The following is a 19,496-nucleotide window of genomic DNA, read 5'->3' as shown; positions in this document are numbered from 1 at the left end:
TTAGTGTTAAAATGTTAAGTTCACGCCCACAACAAACGATCTTGTTCTGGGGTAATAGTTCCGGTTATCAATCCCCGGGTCTAGTCCACCAAGGTTAACTTCAGGATCTACGCCACTGTAATTGGTCAATACAAATAAATTTTGACCGGTTACATATAAACGTGCTTGTTTGAAATAGCGGGTGTTGCTCGTATTGAACCGATAACCTAATGTTGCGTTATCCAAACGTAGGAATGACGCGTCCTCAATAAAACGACTGGATGCAATAAGCGGAGTCTCAAAAATTCCTTCTGCCACGGCGTCCTTGGAAATATTGGTTACACTAGCCTGTTGCAAGCGGGATAAATCTGCTCTGGTAGCGTTAAATATCTGGTTCCCGTACATACCGCGCAAGAAGAAATTCAAGTCCCAGCTTTTATATCTGAAATTATTGTTCCAGCCATAAGTGAATTTTGGTAACGCGTGTCCCATGATCTGATAGTCGTCGGGTGCTGAAATTTGATCTTGTGTTACTAGTTCACCGGATGGCTTTTGATAGATGGTACGTCCTGCGTTTTCATCGTAACCGATATATTTTGCTACGTAAAATGTACCGATGGGTTGTCCAGGAAGTACAATAGATGCCGTTTGTCCGGTCCATCCCTCTAAGCCAATGCTCCCTTCATAACGCTGTGACACACCGATATTCTCGATATTAGATTCCAATGAACCCACTTCGTTAACATTTCTCGCAAAGTTTACAGTTGTACTATAGGAGAAATCCGCGTTACTGTACACATTGGCGTTCAGCACGACTTCCACTCCTTTGTTATTCATGCTGGCACCATTCGCTAATAAACGATTATGTTGATAAGGTGGCGATGGCACATCATATTCATATAATAAATCTCTTGTGCGTTTGTCGTAATATTCGACTGTACCGCTGAACCGTCCTCTGAGCAATTCAAAATCCAAACCCACGTTAAACATCGAGGTTGTTTCCCATTTTAAGTCTGGATTTTCATTTTGGTTCACACCATAAGCCGACATCCAGGTACCATTATAGAGAAACTGTCCGCTTTGCGGTCCAAACACCACAATAGATCGATAAGGGTCAATATTCTGGTTACCGGAAACACCATATCCTGCTCTCAATTTCAAATCCGAGAATAGGTTTTGATCTTCCATAAAGGATTCACTACTCAATCGCCACGCTGCTGAAACAGAAGGGAATGTTGCCCAGCGATTGTTAATACCGAATTTTGAGGATCCATCCTGTCTTAAGGAAGCACTTACCAAATACTTGTCGTCAAAATTGTACCCCACCCGGCCGAAGAACGAAATCAAAACAGATTCCTTTAAGGTCGGCGAATCCGTAAACGGATTATATCCTTCTGGAAGCATACCTAGGTTGAGATTGTTTGATCCCAAATCATCCGAAAGAAACCCTACGGAAGACGCCCATATGCCATCATCGTTTTTGGTGCGTTGATAGGAATATCCTGCCATGGCATCAAACGTATGTTTGTCTTTGGTTAAAGAGTAGTTGAGGTAAGATTCCAAAATCTGGTCAATATGTTTTAGATTCGTACGGTCAGCATATCCTCTACCTAATGCTTTCGAGTCGAAATCCGTACGGTGCATATAATATTTTTTGTCGTAGTGCGTACGTTGGTAGGAAAGCACGTTCGACCAAATCAAGCCATCTATTATTGTCAAATCCGCTTTGAAGTTACCCATAAGCACATTGTTGCTTCTGGACTCATCCCGCTGATTTAGTATCGCCACGGGGTTAAAGTAATTTGTCCGGCCGGGTACTTGAAAATAACCACCGTATTGTTCATACGACGGATCATCGGACATGATCGGTGACGTCGGTAAATAGCGTGCAGCACCATTGAAAATATTGTAATCAACATGATCCGAATTGTTAATACTATTCGACAGGTTAAACGCCAATTTAAGTCTGTCATCGAACGCATTTTGATCGACTCCAGCACGTGCTATGATGCGCTCTACACCGTTACGTTTTACAATACCTTGATTGTTAAAATAGTTTACCGAAGCATTATAACGTGTACCTTCGCTTCCACCAGTTAAGGATAGGTTATGGTTATGTGAGAAACCTGATCGTGTAATTTCTTCTTGCCAATCCGTATCATGACCTGTTTCACTTGCAGCTACGGACAGACCATGGTCTTGTAAAAACTGGCTATGTTCGGTGGCATTCAATACATTTACCCGATTGGCTACAGATTCGCTTGCTGCCCATCCGCTGTATGTTAACACCGGAGCTCCTGCTTTGCCTCGTTTGGTGGTCACGAAGATAACCCCGTTTGCTGCACGAGAACCGTATATTGCGGTGGATGACGCATCCTTCATCACGTCCATCGACACGATATCGTCAGGCGCAACCAATTCAATACTTGCTCCGACAATCCCATCAATTACATATAACGGCGACGAACTTGCTGTTAATGAAGATGGCCCCCGAAGTTGGATGTTGGAACCTGATGTAGGATCTCCTCCCGACCGATTGACCGTCAATCCGGCAACCTTACCAGCCAAAAGCTGGTCGGGCGAAATCACGACACCTTTGTTAAATTCTTCTGGTGCGACACTAGACACCGAACCCGTGATCTGTTTTTTCCTTGCTGTACCATAACCGATGACCACCACCTCATCAAGGCTACTGGAAGTCGTTTCCAGTGTAAAGTTTAATGTGTTGTCACCGACTGTTAAGGCAACGTTTTGTTCGGCGGTTTCATACCCCATCATATTGACCACAACCCTGTGGGAGCCGGCTGAGATATTACCGAGACTATACTCCCCGTTTGCTCCTGAGGATGTAGAAATCTGTTGACCAAGAATTTGTATAGTTGCCCCCGGTACACCTACTCCTTCGCTATCCAAAACCCGACCTTGTAGCCGTGCCGTCTGCGCGAAACCAAGTGTACTAAGCAACATTAAAAAACTCATGGCCATTACGCTGCGTAATGTGAATTTGTTCATCATGTGATTAGTTTATTATTGTTTATTGTTCAGTTTATTTATACTTAATATGTAATATTGTCCTGCTGTCAATGGAATCGAACTTGTCGAACGCCAATCGCGTGTTATCCCTGTCAAGTTATCGTACCAACTTTTTTGTAAGTTTTCCGGAATAGTGAAATCATGGGCAACCACGTCAAAGTTCCCGACCACAAGTACCTCCTGCCCTCCTTCTTTCAACACATAATATTTTAGGGCACCATTTACGTTGTGATTGATCGCTCCATTTCTAAAAATAGCGTTCTGACGTTTCCAGTCAATTAACCTTGCATAGTGTGCAAAAAGGCTATAACGTTGCGAATCCTTCAAATAATCCCATTTTAATGGTTTTTCTCCTGTTCTGCCGTTTTCATCAATCGACATATCATACCCTAGTTCTCCGAATTGCCATATCATCTTGGGGCCAGGCGCACAAAGGAGAAATGCCGCAGCTTGTTTCATACGTTCCAATGCCGTCGTTAGTTCTTTGGTTGAATAATTGCCATTTGTATTACCATATTGTAAGTTTTTGTACATCAAGCGTTCTTCGTCATGGGATTCCATATACGACACGAAATACGGTTTTTCGAAACCATGCGCATCGGCGAAAAGGCGTTTAAGATCGGAGTTATCATTCCACCCCATGGTGGCTTCATTGAATGCATGGTTTAGGTTATTCCACAAAAACATACCCTCGCTTGCCAGTTCCTTTTCTTCCCGATCTTCCGCAAAATGCTCTAAAATGACGTAGAAGTCCTGATCCCGTTCACGGATAAAATGGTTATAGTTTTTCCATATCGCGATACGGCTCGCATCATAGGCTGACCATTGCTGTACTGCGCCGTCACTTTCGTCCGTACCCGAATTTTTCTGTGTAAAACCTTTGGAGAGGTCAAAACGGAAACCATCTACCTTAAACTCTTCCATCCAGAACGCGATAACATCTTTGGTAAATTGCTGCGTAAGCAGACTTTCGTGATTAAAATCGTAGCCTACGTTAAATGGATGGGTAGGCGTAATATTAAACCAAGGATTATTCGTTAGCACACCGGATTGTTGGTATAAACGCACCATAGGTGACTGTCCGAACGCATGGTTCAACACCATATCCAATATCACGGCAATGCCCTCTTGGTGACATGCATCGATAAACGCTTTCAATTCATTTGTGGTACCGTAATATTTATCCAATGCAAAATGAAACGATGGATTATAACCCCAACTGGAGTTTGCCTCAAATTCCTGTACTGGCATCAGCTCGACAGCATTCACGCCCAATCGTTTCAGGTAAGAAATAGAATCCCGTAGTGTTTTATAGTTGCGTTGATCCAAGAAATCCCGTACATGCAATTCATAGATGACCAAATCGAACGCGTCGGGACGATTAAATGTCGTGGTTTGCCAAGCATATGCTGTGTTGTTTAACGATAATACCGAAACGATGCCCTGTGTTGCGCCTTGAGGATAACTTGGCAATTGTGGGTTCTGTGCTACTTCCCCATCATGATTTGGATCCAGCACTAATCTCGCATACGGATCAGCTATCTTTAGCTGTCCGTCTATCAGAAATTGGTATGTATAATTCTTTTGAAAATCCAGCTGTTTTAATGTGATCCACCAAGTATTACCGTCTGGTGTCCGTTTCATCGCATAGTCTTGTGTCGCTTGAAAATCGTTGAAATTACCTAATAAGAATGCAGAAGACTTATCGGGCGCAGTAAGTGCAAAAGACACTTCGTGCTTATCACGATTAATTGTAACCCCGTTTTTATTTATCCCCGCAGGTAATTCAGCGACTTCCACATCACCTTCCACAAACACAGTAAGCACCCTAACAGCATGTTGCCCGTTCGCTTCAATACGCGCTTCGATATGCTGCAACCCGGTACCATTCAGCTGTAATTTGTGCTCAAGCTCATTTCCTTGGCTGGTCGCAACTTCCTGTCCATTTATGGAAAGCTTTAATGTACCTGACTGGGAGGCGTGTAGGCGAATAGGGAGTTCCTCTCCCACTGCAAATGATTGCTTTTCCGATTGTAAAACAAACGTGGGTTGAACCGTAGGCGCTTTAAAAGTTATATGCGGTTTTTGTTTCGATGAAATCGCCCAATACATATCCGACCCATCTACATTACGCAACACTTTACTTCCATCTGCATTCCGTACTAAAAAGGCAATATGCGTTACGTCATTTGTTTGTGTACGTTTGAAAAAGCTCGCGGGATGAATAGCAATACTATATCTACCGTCCGCTTCCCGTTTTAATTTATAGGTATCGAGATTCTTGTCCCACGCTGTAGCGACCTCTTTCCATTCTTTTTCCGATGTGCTGCTTGTCAGTAGTAAGCCTGCATGGAGAAATAGATCGCCCGAATGGTTAGCAAGCTCTTTATTACCTTTCGTGAGATCAAAAGTCAACGTAGTGGTCTCGTCCCAATAAATAAAATCATTGGATAAGGTTACCAGCCCTTGCGCTATCTCCTCGCCGATGGGGTCTACATCCGGTTTCACATCCTTTTTACAGGCAATGATCCAAAGTACCATGACGAGCAAATACCCTAAATTTTTATTCGTTTTCATTTACAATGCGGTTAGCCAAAACCTACTGGGAATGTTCCCGAAATAACTCCACTTAACTTAATTATGGAAGAACGAAGTGTATTGTAATAGCCTACTCTTGTGATCCCTCTATAATTGTTAGCATTTCGGGAATGTTCCCGAAACATATCAAAGGTAAAAATGTTTCGGGAATAATACAAAGTAAAAAATGATTTTTTTATGGAAACTCAAAATTTCCGGCTGGAATCTTGAAAAATAAGGCTGGATTGTAATAATGTGGTCTCCTGTTGGCGAAGCTCTATCGGTTTATCCAAAATCTGGAAAAGAAAATTAGCAGCTTCCTTTCCCATCGCGAAGGCCGGTTGCTTCACGACACTAAGCGCGGGATTTAATAGATCTGCGATGTCTAAACAGGAAAAGCATATCAGTTTCAGGTCTTCCGGAATCTGTACCCCTTCTTCCCCAGCAACACGAATGGTAGATATCGCCAGTCTTTCCACGGAAGCAAAAATCCCGTCAGGTTTATGTTGTTTAATGAGATTTCTAATGGCCGCCCTGTTTTTCGTTTCGTCGTTTTCTGTGTCCAGTATCAGCTCTTCCCGAAATGGTATACCATTATCTTCCAATGCTTTTCTATAACCATCCATTCGAATCTTGCCAATGGACACTTTTTGGTTAATAACGAGATAGGCTATGTTTTTACATCCGTTATCAATAAGATGCTGCGTGGCGAGTCTACTGGATTCAAAGTCATTACCGGTTACGAAATGTCCATGAAAGTCATCATAACTCCTATCAAAGAATACAATGGGGATATCATGGTCAATCAACGTTTGCAAATGACTATGGTCTTTTCCCTCTCCAGAGGCAGAAATCAATACGCCATCTACACGGCCATTTCCCAACGAACGTACAATAGATGCTTCATTCTGTACATTATTATCCGTTACGTATATTAAGGTATGGTATTTTTTTGAACGGGCAACCAGTTCAATGCCTTTTATCGCCTGACTGAAAAACTTGTTTCCAAATTCGGGGATAATGATCGCAATCGTTTGGCTGCGGTTCCCCCGTAAGCTACTCGCATACAAGTTTGGAGAAAAACCGAGCTCTTCCGCTTTCGCCAAAATGCGCTCTTTTGTTTTGGGGCTAATATCGCTACTATCCCGAAATGCCCGGGATACTGTGGATTTGGACAGCCCTAACGTCTCTGCTAAATCAACTATCGTTATCTGTGACATATCTTTATGATGATGATTTCAAAGATAATAATAATTCGTAGTTTGTTCTTCGATTTGTGCAGTGTCTCCTAACGCAGGAAAACAATATCCAATAAATAAAACGCTGCAAATATCACGGAAGCTACGCCATTGGTCGTCATAAACGCTCTATTTACACGGCTTAGATCCGTGGGGCTAACAATACGGTGTTGATATACCAATAGAAATCCATAAAATGCAACCCCAAAATAATAAAGCCAACCCACAGGCATATAGAATGCTGGAAGTAGTACAAATACGAAGGAGAGAACATGCAGCATTTCCGAAATGCGCAATGCTTTTTTTGCACCGAAATAGGCGGGAATAGAGTTCAGGCCATTTGCTTTATCGAATTCCTCATCTTGCAAGGCATAGATAATATCAAATCCGCCGGACCAGCACATGACGGCGATGCCGTAGAATATCGGTACGATATCGAATTGGTTGGTTACGACCAAATACGCTCCTATGGGTGACAAGCCCAACCCAACTCCCAATACAATATGGCACAAAGGTGTGAATCGTTTTGTATAGCTATAAAACAATACGACAAACAAAGCAACAGGCGATAAATAGAAACACAGTGTATTGATGAAATAGGTTGCTGCTATAAAAATCAAGCAATTGACAATGGTAAATGTCAAGGCGCTATTGGCGGAAATTTTTCCGGCCGGAATATCGCGCATGGCCGTACGGGGATTTATGGCATCAATATCACGGTCTAAAAAACGATTAAATGCCATCGCTGCGTTCCGGGCGGTTACCATGCACACCAGCATCAGCAATAGCTTTTTCCAATCAAAGCCGTGCGCTGTAGTTTGTATAGCTAAAAAGAAACCGATAATGGCAAAGGGCAATGCAAAGATGCTGTGTGCAAACAGCACGAGAGACATGTACTTCTTCATGGTTATTCCTGCTCAACAATAGGCGAAACGAAATTCTTATTGATGTCGTCTATCGTCGCTAAAATCTCCTCCATACCTTGCTTCTTCTCGGCGGACGTCAAAAAAACCGGGGGAACCTCTTCAAACCAGGTTAGGAGTGACTTTTTGAATTGAGCGATATTTTGGTCGGACTTCAAACTGGATTGCTTGTCTGCTTTTGTAAATACAAGCAAAAAAGGCAACCCCTGCTCTCCTAGCCAACAACAAAATTCTAAATCGATTTTTTGTGGCTCGTGCCGGCTGTCAATAAGCACAAAAATACATTGTAAATTCTCACGTTTCGTTAGATATCTTCGAATAAAACGCTCCCATTCTGCTCGGTTCTTCTTGGATGTCTGCGCGAAACCATAACCCGGAAGGTCGACAAGGTACCATTCTTTATTAATTATAAAATGATTGATAAGTTGTGTCTTCCCTGGTTTTTGCGATGTTTTTGCTAGATCCTTTTTATTGACCATGGCATTGATCAACGACGATTTACCCACGTTTGAACGGCCTATAAAGGCGTATTCTGGCAACGATGGTTCCGGAAGTTTCCGTACCTCGGTATTGCTCATGACAAATTCAGCAGTTTTTACAAGCATACAGCAAAGGTAATGTTTTTTCCCGTTTGTCTGATATTCGTTCAAGAGCTACTATTGGCGCGACGACCTGCACAGCGATTACGGACGTAATTACACGAATACAAAACATTATCGATACGTGAATCGTTAGCATATTATATGCGTATAAATCTTTTAGAGATGGAGAACAACAATTTAAACGAAAAAGAAAAATCAAATGATGCGACTCCACAACGTCCCGAGGGCGAACGTATCTTAAACGCCCCTCTTGTAGAAATGGACTTGTTTGGCTTCATTGAGCAAATAAAAAATGAGCCGACTTGGGCTGATAGCGAACGGAATTCTATTACGATTTTTAAGTCGGAGACGATAACGATTGTGCTGATCGGACTACATGAAAATGCGGAATTGAAACCACATAAAACAAATGGTACGATCAGTGTACAGGTGTTAAGCGGAAAAATCGAATTCAGCACAGAGGACCGGTCCGTACAAATAGAAAAAGGACAAATGATAACGTTGCAAGAGAATCTGATGCATAGCGTAAAGGCATTGACAGAAAGCTTTTTGTTACTCACGCTGGTCATGAAAGAATAAAGTTATACGATATCATCTATAGACTGACAACCGGATTTAGTAGTTTGATTCAAACTAGACATGTGTTAGTAAAAATTTCTAATAAAAAGGAATATCCAGTATTTTTTTTGGACTGTGTTATATTTAACGAAATTATACGTTATTTTGAATATATATAACCAAACACAGTATAAATTAAAATATTATGAAGGGATTATATGATTTAGACGAGGTTGATGCGAAGTTACTGAGACTTCTACAGAATGACTGCTCGTTGAGTAATAAGGAATTGTCCTATCGCTTAAATAAATCGATTACAGCTGTCCATGAACGCGTAAAAAAGCTCAAAAATGCCGGTTTTATAAAGCGCACAGTGGCGATTCTTGATAGGAAGAAAGTGGGAATTGATCTAATATCGTTTTCTCAAGTATTTCTCAAGGCACATACCTCGGAAGTATTGAATGAATTTGAGAAGCAGGTCTTAGGATTTCCAGAAGTGATGGAATGCTATCAAATGGCCGGCTCTTATGATTTTATGTTGAGAATTGCTACAAGAGATATGGAAGCTTACCATAATTTCCTTAGGTACAAACTGGCTGTGTTGCCCCATGTCAACACAGTACAGACATACTTCGTTCTCTCCGAAACCAAAAGTCAGACAGCTTACCCCATTTAGAATCAATCATAGATATACAAAAGCAACTTTATTTTCTTCGGTAAAGATTGGGGCAAATCACCCCTAACCAAAACAATGCACGGTTTTTTTCTTTAAAACAGTAAAATATTCTAAAATAGAGTAAGCCTATTGAATATTACTCTTTTAAGCCAGACATTTGACCATAAATGATACCTGATTTAGGAAAATGATACCTGGTTCAGGAATCTTGCTCGAGGAATCAAACAAATTTCCCGTGCACAACCATTAATAAATTTGATATGAAAAAATCATTGGAAAAGAGACCAGATTTGCGTTATTTATCGATTTCGGATACGGCTAAAGTAAATTATCAGAAAGATGTTCCTGAACTTGTGGAGAAAGCCATATTGCACCGAGAAGGCGTACTTTCTGACACCGGGGCGCTAGTGGCCAGTACCGGACATTTCACAGGGCGATCCCCGCAAGACAGATATATTGTGGACGATCCGCTGTCCCGAACGAATATATGGTGGGGTGAAATAAACCAACCCATTTCTGAAGAATCTTTTCAGTTTTTGTTCCATGAAATGGGCAGGTATTTATCTGATAGGGAAACCTATGTACTGGATTCGGTTGTGGGCGCAAACGATAAGTACAGTTTGTCCGTAAGAACAGTTACAGAGACCGCCTATCAATGTATCTTCGCAAAAAATCTTTTTATTGAAGACGCAGTTGCCAAGGGAGGTCAGCAACCCGAGTGGTCAATATTGGCAGCAGCAGGTTACCGTTGTGATTGTCACGGCCGACTCGGACTCAAAAATCCTAATTTCGTAATTATCAACTTATCAAGAAAAGTAATCCTGATCGGTGGAACGGGGTACACAGGAGAGATAAAGAAGTCGATGTTCTCGGTAATGAATTATCTTATGCCGACGATACATAACGTTCTTCCTATGCATTGTGCAGCAAATCAGGATCGAGAAGGTAATGTTGCACTTTTCTTCGGACTTTCGGGCACAGGAAAGACAACACTTTCTGCAGACATAAACCGTATGCTTATTGGGGACGATGAGCATGGTTGGGATGATAATGGCGTTTTTAACTTTGAAGGGGGTTGCTATGCTAAATGTGTAGGCTTATCGAAAGACAAAGAACCGCAGATATTTAAAGCAATCCGATTCGGATCGCTTATTGAAAATGTTGTCTTCATTCCCAATACCCGCACACCGAACTATGATGACGTAACGAAAACGGAGAACACGAGAGTTGCATATCCCATCGAGCATGTGGACAACAGCGTTAAATCTGGTGTGGGAAGAAAGCCACAGAATATATTTTTCTTGACAGCAGATGCATTTGGCGTCCTTCCACCAATATCTCTATTAACTCGCGAACAGGCTATGTACCACTTTCTCTCGGGTTACACCGCAAAAATTGCCGGAACTGAATGCGGTGTCAAAGCGCCAAAAGCTGTATTTTCGGCCTGTTTCGGGGAGGCATTTCTCCCACTACACCCAACTGTTTATGCGGAGCTTCTGGGTGAGAAAATAACGAAACAAGACGTAGACGTTTGGCTTGTCAATACGGGTTGGATCGCCGGACCATATGGAGTTGGTAGAAGGATAAAGCTGGCATACACAAGGGCGCTAATTAAATCAGCTTTAAACGGATCATTGAAAGACGCAACTTTTGAAACGCATCCTACATTTGGACTTAAGTTTCCTACGACCTGTGCGGAGGTTCCGAACGAGATATTAAATCCGGCAGAAATGTGGGACGACGCAGACGCATACAATTTTCAGGCCACCAAGCTTCAGACTTTATTCGAAAAGAACTTTAAAAAGTACGAATCAATTTCAAACAGACAGGATCAGGAACCACAAGAAAGCGCTATCAGCTTTGGAAAAGCATAAGCCGCCGTATATGGGGTAGCAACAGCAAAAGTTTAGTCGGACAACGCCCGCGCCGTCCGACCAAATAGTAGCTGGATGCTACCCTACACTCGTTACTTTTTTTTCGGCTCCTGCATCTTCTCCATTTGCCGGGTAGCCTGGCTATCGGACATGAGGTTACTCGCGGCGATCATTAACTTGTTTTTAACACCAGAGATTACCTTGTCCTTACCCGCCATCAATGCGCTGTAGCCATCCTTTGCTACTTTCTTAGGATCACTAAGCTTTTGGTCCATTATTTTTGATCCGGTCATACCAGCTTTGTTGAAGAAATCCGTGTCTGTAGCACCCGGTTCTAAGACCGTAATGGTCACATTGCTATCAGATATCTCCTGTCTTATTGCCTCCGAAAGCGAAAGGACAAATGCTTTTGTTGCATGATAAACTGCCTGCCAAGGGCCAGGAATTTCAGACGCTATCGATCCCAACTGTAAAATCTTGCCCCTTTCATGCGCTAACATATCTTTCAGAAAAAAATGGGTCAGGCAGGTCGTCGCTACGATATTGAGTTGGATAATCTCCAGTAGCCTATTCAAGTCTGCTTTAACAAACAGCCCATATTCCCCCTGTCCGGCATCGTTGACTAGTATATCGATAAAGATATGCTTATCGGCGACTTGCCGATAGACCTCCGCGGCGGCATTGAAAGCAGCCAAGTCCTGCGAAATCGTAACGACTTCGATATCGAATTCTGTTTCTAACTCAGTCTTGACACTGGAAAGCCGAGCATCATCTCGTGCCACCAAAACAAGGTTATAATTATCTTTTGCAAAAAGTCTTGCAAGTTCCAGCCCTATGCCAGCAGTCCCGCCTGTAATGAGCGCATACTTTTTTAAGTTATCGTTTTTCATGATCTATGCTTTATCGTCGACAATCCGTCGTATATGAAGAACGGACACAGATGTGTTTGGTTCTAGACAACAAAAACAATTTAATCATCTCCGTTGTCCTATTGGAACAATATGAACATAATTGATATCATACTTCTGCTGATTTTCTTCATCTCCGTAGGGAATGGGGTGACCAAGGGGTTCTTTGCCGGAATGGCAGGGTTAGCCTCTTGGCTAGGAAGTTTGCTGATTACGTTTGCATTATATAGACATGTAGCGCAGCTTATCGAAACAAATATCACATCCAGTGTATGGACAATGCCCCTATCATTCCTATTCACCTTGCTTATCGTTGGTTCGATCCTGTCTTTGTTAGCGGCCAAGACCCTGAACGCTATTCCGTTAAAAATTCAGAAACATCGATTGAACAACATTTTTGGATTTTTACCAGGTATTGTCACAGGATTTCTTTACGCCGCTATTACCGCTACCCTTTTGCTCCTATTGCCATTCTCGGAATCCCTGATATTGCGAACACGGGAAAGTAAAATCGCAGAACAGCTGACAAACATATTGACGCAAATCGAACAACCATTCGCGCCAGCGCTCGAAGCTGTAAACCGATCCATCAATAAGATGACTATCGATCCCAAATCGTCGGAAAGCGTACGCCTCCCCTTTGTAGTGGCGAATCCGAAGCCGAGACCAGATTTGGAGAGCCAAATGCTCGACCTTATAAACGATGAACGGACAAAGGCGAACCTAGGGGCGCTGACGCTAGATGAAGAACTGACACCCGTAGCGCGCCAACACGCGAAAGATATGTTTGCCAGGAGCTATTTTTCGCATATTTCCCTGGAAGGACAGACACCGTTTGACCGTATCCGCGCAGCTAACATCAGGTTTGTCGTAGCAGGCGAAAACTTGGCAATTGCACAAAATCTCCTTTTGGCCCACGATGGGTTAATGAATTCACCGGGACATCGCGCCAATATCCTTCGAAAAACATTCGGCCGTGTAGGAATCGGTATCCTTGATGGCGGTATATATGGCTTAATGGTTACACAAAATTTCCGCAACTGACCAAAAAACTACCGATCATCTAGAAAACACGAAAGTAAACGGTTAAAAAGTGATCTACCAATTTCCACCATCAGATTTGCCGATTATAAAACTGGAAAAGAAAAGCGGTTAATCTCTGAAATCATAAGTATATTAGCAGCAAAATACGCGTTATATGCTAGACATCCGTCATATCGTTAAACAATATAGTAATCACCGCGCTTTGGATGACGTGTCCTTGCATGTACCCAAAGGTAGTATTTTCGGTCTTTTAGGCCCCAATGGCGCTGGAAAGACATCCCTTATCCGTATTATCAATCAGATTACTGGACCAGATAGTGGTGAAATTTATTTCGATGGGGAGCTTCTTCATCCCAAACATATAGAGCGCATCGGCTATCTGCCGGAAGAACGCGGGTTATATAAAAAAATGAAGATCGGCGAACAGATGCTCTATTTGGCACAACTCAAAGGATTGTCGAAAAGGGATGCTAAACAGCGCATTCAGCGCTGGTTTGAAAAGTTACAGATCGAAAGCTGGTGGGACAAAAAAGTGGAGGATCTCAGTAAGGGCATGCAACAAAAGGTACAATTCGTTGCGACTGTCGTACATGAACCGGATCTTATTATCCTCGACGAACCCTTTTCGGGATTTGACCCCGTTAATGCACAGCTGATACAGGAGGAAATTCTGGAACTGAACAAAAAAGGGGCTACCATTATTTATTCTACGCACCGCATGGAATCGGTCGAAGAACTTTGTGATAATATCGCGCTGATTAATAAATCGAAAAAAGTACTGGATGGCCCGGTCCGGAAGATAAAGCGTTCTTACCAAAATCAAATGTATGTAATTGAATTTAAAGAACAAGATGGCATCATTCCAAGCTTCATAGGGACATCGTTATTTGAAGTAGTGGAAGAAAAAACAACGACTGACAGCCGTGAAGTCACTATTCGTGTACAGGAAGACAATTCATTGAATGATATTTTATTATACTTGATTTCCCAAGTGAAGATACGTCAAGTGAAGGAAGTTATTCCATCTATGCACGATATTTTTATTGATCAAGTTAGCGGATCGACTAATAACAAGTATATCCACCATGCATAAAATATTATTAATCATCAATCGGGAATATTTTAGCCGTGTAAAGAAAAAATCTTTTTTGCTGGTGACGTTTCTTGTGCCCATGTTGTTTATCGGCATGTATGTGGCTATATTTTTTCTTACCAAACAGAGTTATGAGGATACCCATGCGATTGTACATGTTGTTGACGAAGAGGGATCAATTGCCGATCAGTTAAAAAATAATAAAAACATTACCTATTCTTTTTCAAATACGGATCTGCAAGAGCAGATTAAAAACTTAAAAAATGGGGCTAAGAACACCAACCTGTTAATCATACCCGCTGACTTCTATACTGCTAGGAAAATCGAACTATTATCTTCCGGAAAACCCAATATAGGCACACAAAACGAGGTCAGGTCACAGCTCCGAGAAATTATCCGTAATGAACAATATCGCAAAATGGGGCTGAATGCAGATCGTATTCGCAACATTAACGACAACATCCAAATTGCTGCAAAGGAGGTTACCGAAACCGGAGACGCTAAGGATAGCCATACGGAAGTTGCGATGGGTATTGCAATGGGATTGTGTTTCTTAATTTATTTATCGTTAGTGCTTTTTGGGACCCAAGTGATGCGTGGTGTCATAGAGGAAAAATCAAACCGTATTGTAGAGGTCGTCATATCTTCCGTAAAGCCGTTCCAGTTGATGATGGGAAAGATTATTGGGATCGGTTTGGTCGGCATCACGCAATTTGTGCTTTGGATTATTCTTTCTTTGACCTTAATGACGATCTTTTCAACCGCTTTATTCAACGATAAAGAGGTAGCTCAGCAGGCTATGGGGCGTAATATGCGTGAATTGCCCGGCGAACAGTCTACGACCGCAAATGCAGACTTTGATTGGATGGCCGCACTTGATTCCGTGGATTTCACCGAGCTTACGATCTGCTTTTTTGTTTTCTTCTTTGGAGGATATCTCCTGTATAGCGCTTTATTCGCCGCAGTAGGCTCCGCCGTAGACAATGAAACAGAAGCAGGGCAATTTACCATGCCGATAACCATGCCGCTGTTAATACCCTATGTCCTATCATTTGGGGTACTGATCAACGACCCTCACGGCAGTATAGCAACATGGTTAAGCATGATTCCGTTTACGTCGCCCGTTGCCATGTTGGTTCGTATTCCATTCGGTGTACCTACTTGGCAGATTGTATTATCTGCCGCTCTGCTCATTGGGGGATTTATTCTCACGACTTGGTTTGCCGCACGCATATATCGTGTGGGAATTTTAATGTACGGCAAAAAAGCAAGTTTAAAAGAACTTATAAAATGGTTTAATTATAAAAGATAGAGATTAGAATGACGACATCTCAAAACACAGAAAAGAAAAAGTCGGGAGTTTTTGGAAAAGTCCTGGCTTGGCTGCTTATCATCATATTTCTTACTGTAGGTGGCTGGGTTTACTATAAATACTATTTCGTATTTGGTGAAGGTGTAAAATCAGGTTATCTCAATTTCGCGGTAAAAAAGGGAAACCTTTTTAAAACGTATGAAGGTAAGTTGATTCAAGAGGGATTAAGGACCCAAACCGGTAGCGGCGTATCAAGCAATGAGTTTGAATTTTCGGTGGAAAGCGATTCCATTTTTAGCATACTGGAGCTGAATAGCGGTAAGTATTTTGATTTGCATTATAAAGAATATCACGGCGTATTACCGTGGCGTGGCAACACCCGATATATCGTAGATGAGGTTATTAACATGAAGTAACCCCTATTTAGCATTGGGCTGATAAAATTATCTCGTTATAAATGAACTTCTTCGCTTTATACCCCTATTTTTTGTTTAAAAATATTTGGAGTGTATGGGGAATTGTCCTACTTTTGTGTCATCAAAATCACGGTAGGCATAGCTCAGTTGGTTAGAGCACTAGATTGTGGTTCTAGGGGTCGTGGGTTCGAGCCCCATTGCTTACCCAAAAGCTTCTCTTTTCAGAGAAGCTTTTTTGTTTTGAATATCCGCATCTCAGGTTCTGCGTTTGCCTAAATTTTTACTATCTTTAGGGAATAAACCGACAAAAAGCATGCTTAAAACCAGTTCCGTTGAATTTTCAAATGTCCACGCTATATACAATAGCAAGCCTTTTGACGGCTACTTAGCCTTTCTTCCGGAATCTGTATCGAATAGCGCTACTATCGTCCATCATACCACTACGCTGAACACCCTGTTAGAAACGAACGTATCTTATCGCCATTTCAACGGGAGAGATTTCTGTTGGTTTGAATTCAAAGATACAAAGCTATCCACCGACTTATCCATCCAGATTACTACTCCTGGAAACTACCTCTGGCTCCTAATTAATATGCGCACCGGGATTTTGTTGACATTGGACAGTAGACATCTCGTACCCACCGATATGTTGCTTTGCTACCAAACGTTGGCCGATGACCACTTGATTTCGTTAGGTAACAACAGCTCCTGGTTTCTGTTATTAGGAATTGATGGCCGTATGCTGCAGGAGCTGACGGCTGAATATGCACAATTGAAGCCCCTGTTTGCGGCGGCAGCCGAAAAAAATATCTCGCATCGTATCATCGGGACGATGCGTCTCCATGCCAAGCTTAAACGTATATTGGACGGGCTACAGCAGATGGAATTTCGACCATTTAGTACATATTACCAGTTGGCCAATTGGAACATCCGGTTCTTCCGTCATGTATTTCAGGAAATGGAACCGCCCTCTGTTGACAAGAAAGACCACGAAATCGAGCTGTATTACAAAGCCATGGCTTATATCCGGGACAATTTCTATGACGATCAAACCAATATCGAAACAATTGCCAGCGCACTGCATGTCAGTGAAAGTACACTAAAAAGGGCTTTCCAAGACAAACCTTTTAAGGTAACCGAACAGATTATCGAGTACAGGCTTCAGGAAGCGAGAGCATGTATCCGGAACTCCGATACACCGATTACAACCATCGCTGCTTCTTTAAATTTCGCCTGTCCCAAAAACTTCAAACGCCTTTTTACGAAACGCTTTATGATAAGTCCGCTACAATACCGGCAGAGCACGCGATTGAAGCGGTTGTTTTAATCGACGCTGGTACAGACCATTCTCTCTGCTTACATGTGTGTCCTGTCTGATAGGTCATGACCGATGGCTCAACGCAAACCGCTTTTGACTGATTGCGCTATACCATTGTGCCATATGAATAGAACGACGCCGTAACGATACACACCAACAGGTCTATGGACATCACCAATGATACTGCTTACATCAACGATGCCCCGATGCACATGTGCTTTCGGCCAGCTGTCATTACCCGTAGCCCAATGTACCAGTCCAATGATCCAAAACACATCACCTTTAGCATATTGGTAAATACATCTGATTCGTTGGTGATGTACAATGAGCCGTTGTTTATGCACAAAGGTAAGTAATTACTCATCACAAAATATGCTTTTATTTATCGGAAACGCCGTTTCTGGTACAAAAATAAAGACGAGGGGGCTAATCGGGTCACAACTATCCGGTGTCGGCGGAAAAGTTGACCCCAATAGCCCCCCTCTTAAGAAACGCCTCTCCCTATATTTGAGGCGTTAATTAATTTTTTATCAACAATTTAAATTTAATCATTATGGCAAAGCCAGTACTAACATCAAAAACGCGTACGGAATCAAGGTTGGTTCAATACGCCTCCAACGTGGTCAAAAAATCAAAGGAGAATGCAGATCTGTTTCCGGATGCCACGGAGAAAGTAACACTATTGGAAACTGCGTTAGCGGATTACACGGATTCTTTATCCGAAGCGGCGTTCAGAGACATGCGGCAGGTGGTCATCAAAAACCAGCAGGCAGTTTTGGTCAGGCAGCTGCTCTATGACCTGTCGCTACATGTAGAATCTGTCGCTAAAGGCGACCCCAACATCGTGTTGGCGGCAGGCTTCGTACCCGGCAAGAACAATGCTCCCAACGCAGGGATATCACCCAAGGCCAACGACCTGCGTGCGGTAGTTACCCATCCGGGAACCAACACGGTACAGCTGCGCGTCAATCCATGGCGCCCGGCAAGGTTCTACCAATTTGAATACCGCAAGACAGGTAGTCTCAACGAATGGACAACGGTACTTAGTACAAAATCCAAATTGGGCATTTCGGATCTGGACTACCTACAGGAATATGAATTCCGGATCACCTATCTAGGCACTAATCCAACTCCTAATTACAGCGACACTGTACGCTGTGTGGTGGTATGACCTTTATTTATCCGATCTGCACGTTAGTAGGTCGGATACTTAGGTTATCGTATTTTTTTAGTATGTTTAAAAACCAATATATAAAAATGAAAACTATTACCATAGATCATCCGCTCCGCACCATCAGCTATCAAGCACATGACGATCGCTACCCCCTAAATCACGAGACCCAAGCTTTGGATAATTATAGATTGGCACACGACCAGGTCTGGCGTATGAAACTCCTATTCGAAAAAGAAAAAGGCGAAGCGCAGCTTGCCCTCATAAACCTCCATAAATTGGATGAAGAGCGAGATGAATTAAACGATATGTTTGGTTTTTATAAAGAGCATGTTGATTTCTCCAGCAAAAGTTTGCATACCGAACTGGAGGTTGGCTTTCAGGTCGAATTGCGCAACTTCTATAACAGCGTCATCGAGCAGCATCGTAAACTGGTACAGTTTTATGATGTTATCGGTACGCGTGACAGGGAATATATCACCATCGCGGATACCTATTGCAGAGGGGAAAAACCGATCGATCCACTGCGTTTTGAAGTACTTGATTCGGTCTTTAGGCACCACGAAGATATGCATGTGGATGTCGTTTCACTCGATAAAGATCTCCAGCAGTTTCTAACTGTATTGGCAGATGTTTATCTCCTCCTGGACAGTTATATCCAACAATACAACATACTGTACAGCACCTATAGCGATATCCTGCAAAAAACAGCGCAATTGACAAAGGATGTGCAGGTGTTAGAGACTGTGTGGGGAGAGCAGTAGAATTTCTACT

At 42.4% G+C, this 19,496-nt stretch carries 17 protein-coding genes and 1 tRNA gene; 11 read left to right on the top strand and 7 right to left on the bottom strand.

Features of this window, described 5'->3' with window-relative positions; genetic code table 11:
- Positions 1 to 6: 6 nt before the first annotated feature.
- The 5 genes from G5B43_RS00835 to yihA form a co-directional block, all read right to left on the bottom strand.
- Positions 7 to 2,994 carry a SusC/RagA family TonB-linked outer membrane protein gene (locus G5B43_RS00835; protein ID WP_165292830.1) on the bottom strand — a complete coding sequence of 996 codons (2,988 nt, stop codon included), beginning with the start codon at positions 2,992 to 2,994 and terminating at the stop codon, positions 7 to 9.
- Between the two features lie 12 nt (positions 2,995 to 3,006).
- Positions 3,007 to 5,589 (bottom strand): alpha-amylase family glycosyl hydrolase, encoded by a 2,583-nt coding sequence (locus G5B43_RS00830; protein ID WP_165292829.1) that lies wholly within the window; start codon positions 5,587 to 5,589, stop codon positions 3,007 to 3,009.
- A 206-nt stretch (positions 5,590 to 5,795) separates the two neighbouring features.
- Positions 5,796 to 6,809 (bottom strand): LacI family DNA-binding transcriptional regulator, encoded by a 1,014-nt coding sequence (locus G5B43_RS00825; protein WP_165292828.1) that lies wholly within the window; start codon positions 6,807 to 6,809, stop codon positions 5,796 to 5,798.
- 68 nt (positions 6,810 to 6,877) lie between these two features.
- Positions 6,878 to 7,732 (bottom strand): 4-hydroxybenzoate octaprenyltransferase, encoded by an 855-nt coding sequence (locus G5B43_RS00820; protein ID WP_165292827.1) that lies wholly within the window; start codon positions 7,730 to 7,732, stop codon positions 6,878 to 6,880.
- A gap of 2 nt (positions 7,733 to 7,734) precedes the next feature.
- Positions 7,735 to 8,355 carry a ribosome biogenesis GTP-binding protein YihA/YsxC gene (yihA, locus tag G5B43_RS00815; protein ID WP_165292826.1) on the bottom strand — a complete coding sequence of 207 codons (621 nt, stop codon included), beginning with the start codon at positions 8,353 to 8,355 and terminating at the stop codon, positions 7,735 to 7,737.
- 159 nt (positions 8,356 to 8,514) lie between these two features.
- Here yihA and G5B43_RS00810 point away from each other — a divergent pair, with 159 nt between their 5' ends.
- The 3 genes from G5B43_RS00810 to pckA all read left to right on the top strand — a co-directional run bounded on the left by G5B43_RS00810 (position 8,515) and on the right by pckA (position 11,460).
- Positions 8,515 to 8,931, top strand: coding sequence for a cupin domain-containing protein (locus tag G5B43_RS00810; RefSeq protein ID WP_165292825.1), 417 nt, complete (start codon positions 8,515 to 8,517; stop codon positions 8,929 to 8,931).
- Positions 8,932 to 9,115: 184 nt separating this feature from the next.
- Entirely contained in the window at positions 9,116 to 9,586 is a 471-nt protein-coding gene (locus G5B43_RS00805) for an Lrp/AsnC family transcriptional regulator (RefSeq protein ID WP_165292824.1), read from the top strand.
- A gap of 260 nt (positions 9,587 to 9,846) precedes the next feature.
- Positions 9,847 to 11,460: a phosphoenolpyruvate carboxykinase (ATP) gene (gene pckA, locus G5B43_RS00800; RefSeq protein WP_165292823.1), complete on the top strand. Its 1,614-nt coding sequence runs from the start codon at positions 9,847 to 9,849 to the stop codon at positions 11,458 to 11,460.
- A gap of 92 nt (positions 11,461 to 11,552) precedes the next feature.
- Here pckA and G5B43_RS00795 read toward each other — a convergent pair whose 3' ends face one another.
- A complete protein-coding gene (locus G5B43_RS00795) occupies positions 11,553 to 12,350 on the bottom strand; it encodes an SDR family NAD(P)-dependent oxidoreductase (RefSeq protein WP_165292822.1) in 798 nt (265 codons plus the stop codon).
- A gap of 111 nt (positions 12,351 to 12,461) precedes the next feature.
- Between G5B43_RS00795 and G5B43_RS00790 the strand changes: the two genes are divergently transcribed.
- From G5B43_RS00790 to G5B43_RS00765, 6 genes are all read left to right on the top strand, one after another.
- The gene (locus G5B43_RS00790; protein ID WP_165292821.1) at positions 12,462 to 13,412 is read left to right on the top strand and encodes a CvpA family protein; all 951 of its coding nucleotides are present in this window, start codon (positions 12,462 to 12,464) and stop codon (positions 13,410 to 13,412) included.
- A 154-nt stretch (positions 13,413 to 13,566) separates the two neighbouring features.
- A complete protein-coding gene (locus G5B43_RS00785) occupies positions 13,567 to 14,505 on the top strand; it encodes an ABC transporter ATP-binding protein (RefSeq protein ID WP_165292820.1) in 939 nt (312 codons plus the stop codon).
- A complete protein-coding gene (locus G5B43_RS00780) occupies positions 14,498 to 15,817 on the top strand; it encodes an ABC transporter permease (protein ID WP_165292819.1) in 1,320 nt (439 codons plus the stop codon). The genes G5B43_RS00785 and G5B43_RS00780 overlap by 8 nt, the downstream gene beginning before the upstream one ends.
- Before the next feature lie 8 nt (positions 15,818 to 15,825).
- Entirely contained in the window at positions 15,826 to 16,233 is a 408-nt protein-coding gene (locus tag G5B43_RS00775) for a hypothetical protein (RefSeq protein ID WP_165292818.1), read from the top strand.
- 132 nt (positions 16,234 to 16,365) lie between these two features.
- Positions 16,366 to 16,439: transfer RNA gene (locus tag G5B43_RS00770), tRNA-His, on the top strand.
- 107 nt (positions 16,440 to 16,546) lie between these two features.
- On the top strand, positions 16,547 to 17,560 hold the full coding sequence (locus tag G5B43_RS00765) for a helix-turn-helix transcriptional regulator (RefSeq protein ID WP_165292817.1): 1,014 nt from the start codon (positions 16,547 to 16,549) through the stop codon (positions 17,558 to 17,560).
- 68 nt (positions 17,561 to 17,628) lie between these two features.
- On the opposite strand, the gene G5B43_RS00760 is transcribed toward G5B43_RS00765, so the two are convergent.
- Complete coding sequence (locus G5B43_RS00760) at positions 17,629 to 17,895, bottom strand: hypothetical protein (RefSeq protein ID WP_165292816.1); 267 nt, start codon at positions 17,893 to 17,895, stop codon at positions 17,629 to 17,631.
- A 209-nt stretch (positions 17,896 to 18,104) separates the two neighbouring features.
- Between G5B43_RS00760 and G5B43_RS00755 the strand changes: the two genes are divergently transcribed.
- Complete coding sequence (locus G5B43_RS00755; protein ID WP_165292815.1) at positions 18,105 to 18,722, top strand: hypothetical protein; 618 nt, start codon at positions 18,105 to 18,107, stop codon at positions 18,720 to 18,722.
- An 86-nt stretch (positions 18,723 to 18,808) separates the two neighbouring features.
- Complete coding sequence (locus G5B43_RS00750) at positions 18,809 to 19,486, top strand: hypothetical protein (protein WP_165292814.1); 678 nt, start codon at positions 18,809 to 18,811, stop codon at positions 19,484 to 19,486.
- The last annotated feature ends 10 nt before the right edge of the window (positions 19,487 to 19,496 follow it).

Source organism: Sphingobacterium sp. SGR-19, assembly GCF_011043555.1.
Classification (GTDB): Bacteria; Bacteroidota; Bacteroidia; order Sphingobacteriales; family Sphingobacteriaceae; genus Sphingobacterium.
Note: the sequence above shows the minus strand (reverse complement) of the source record. Positions and strands in the feature narration are given on the sequence as shown.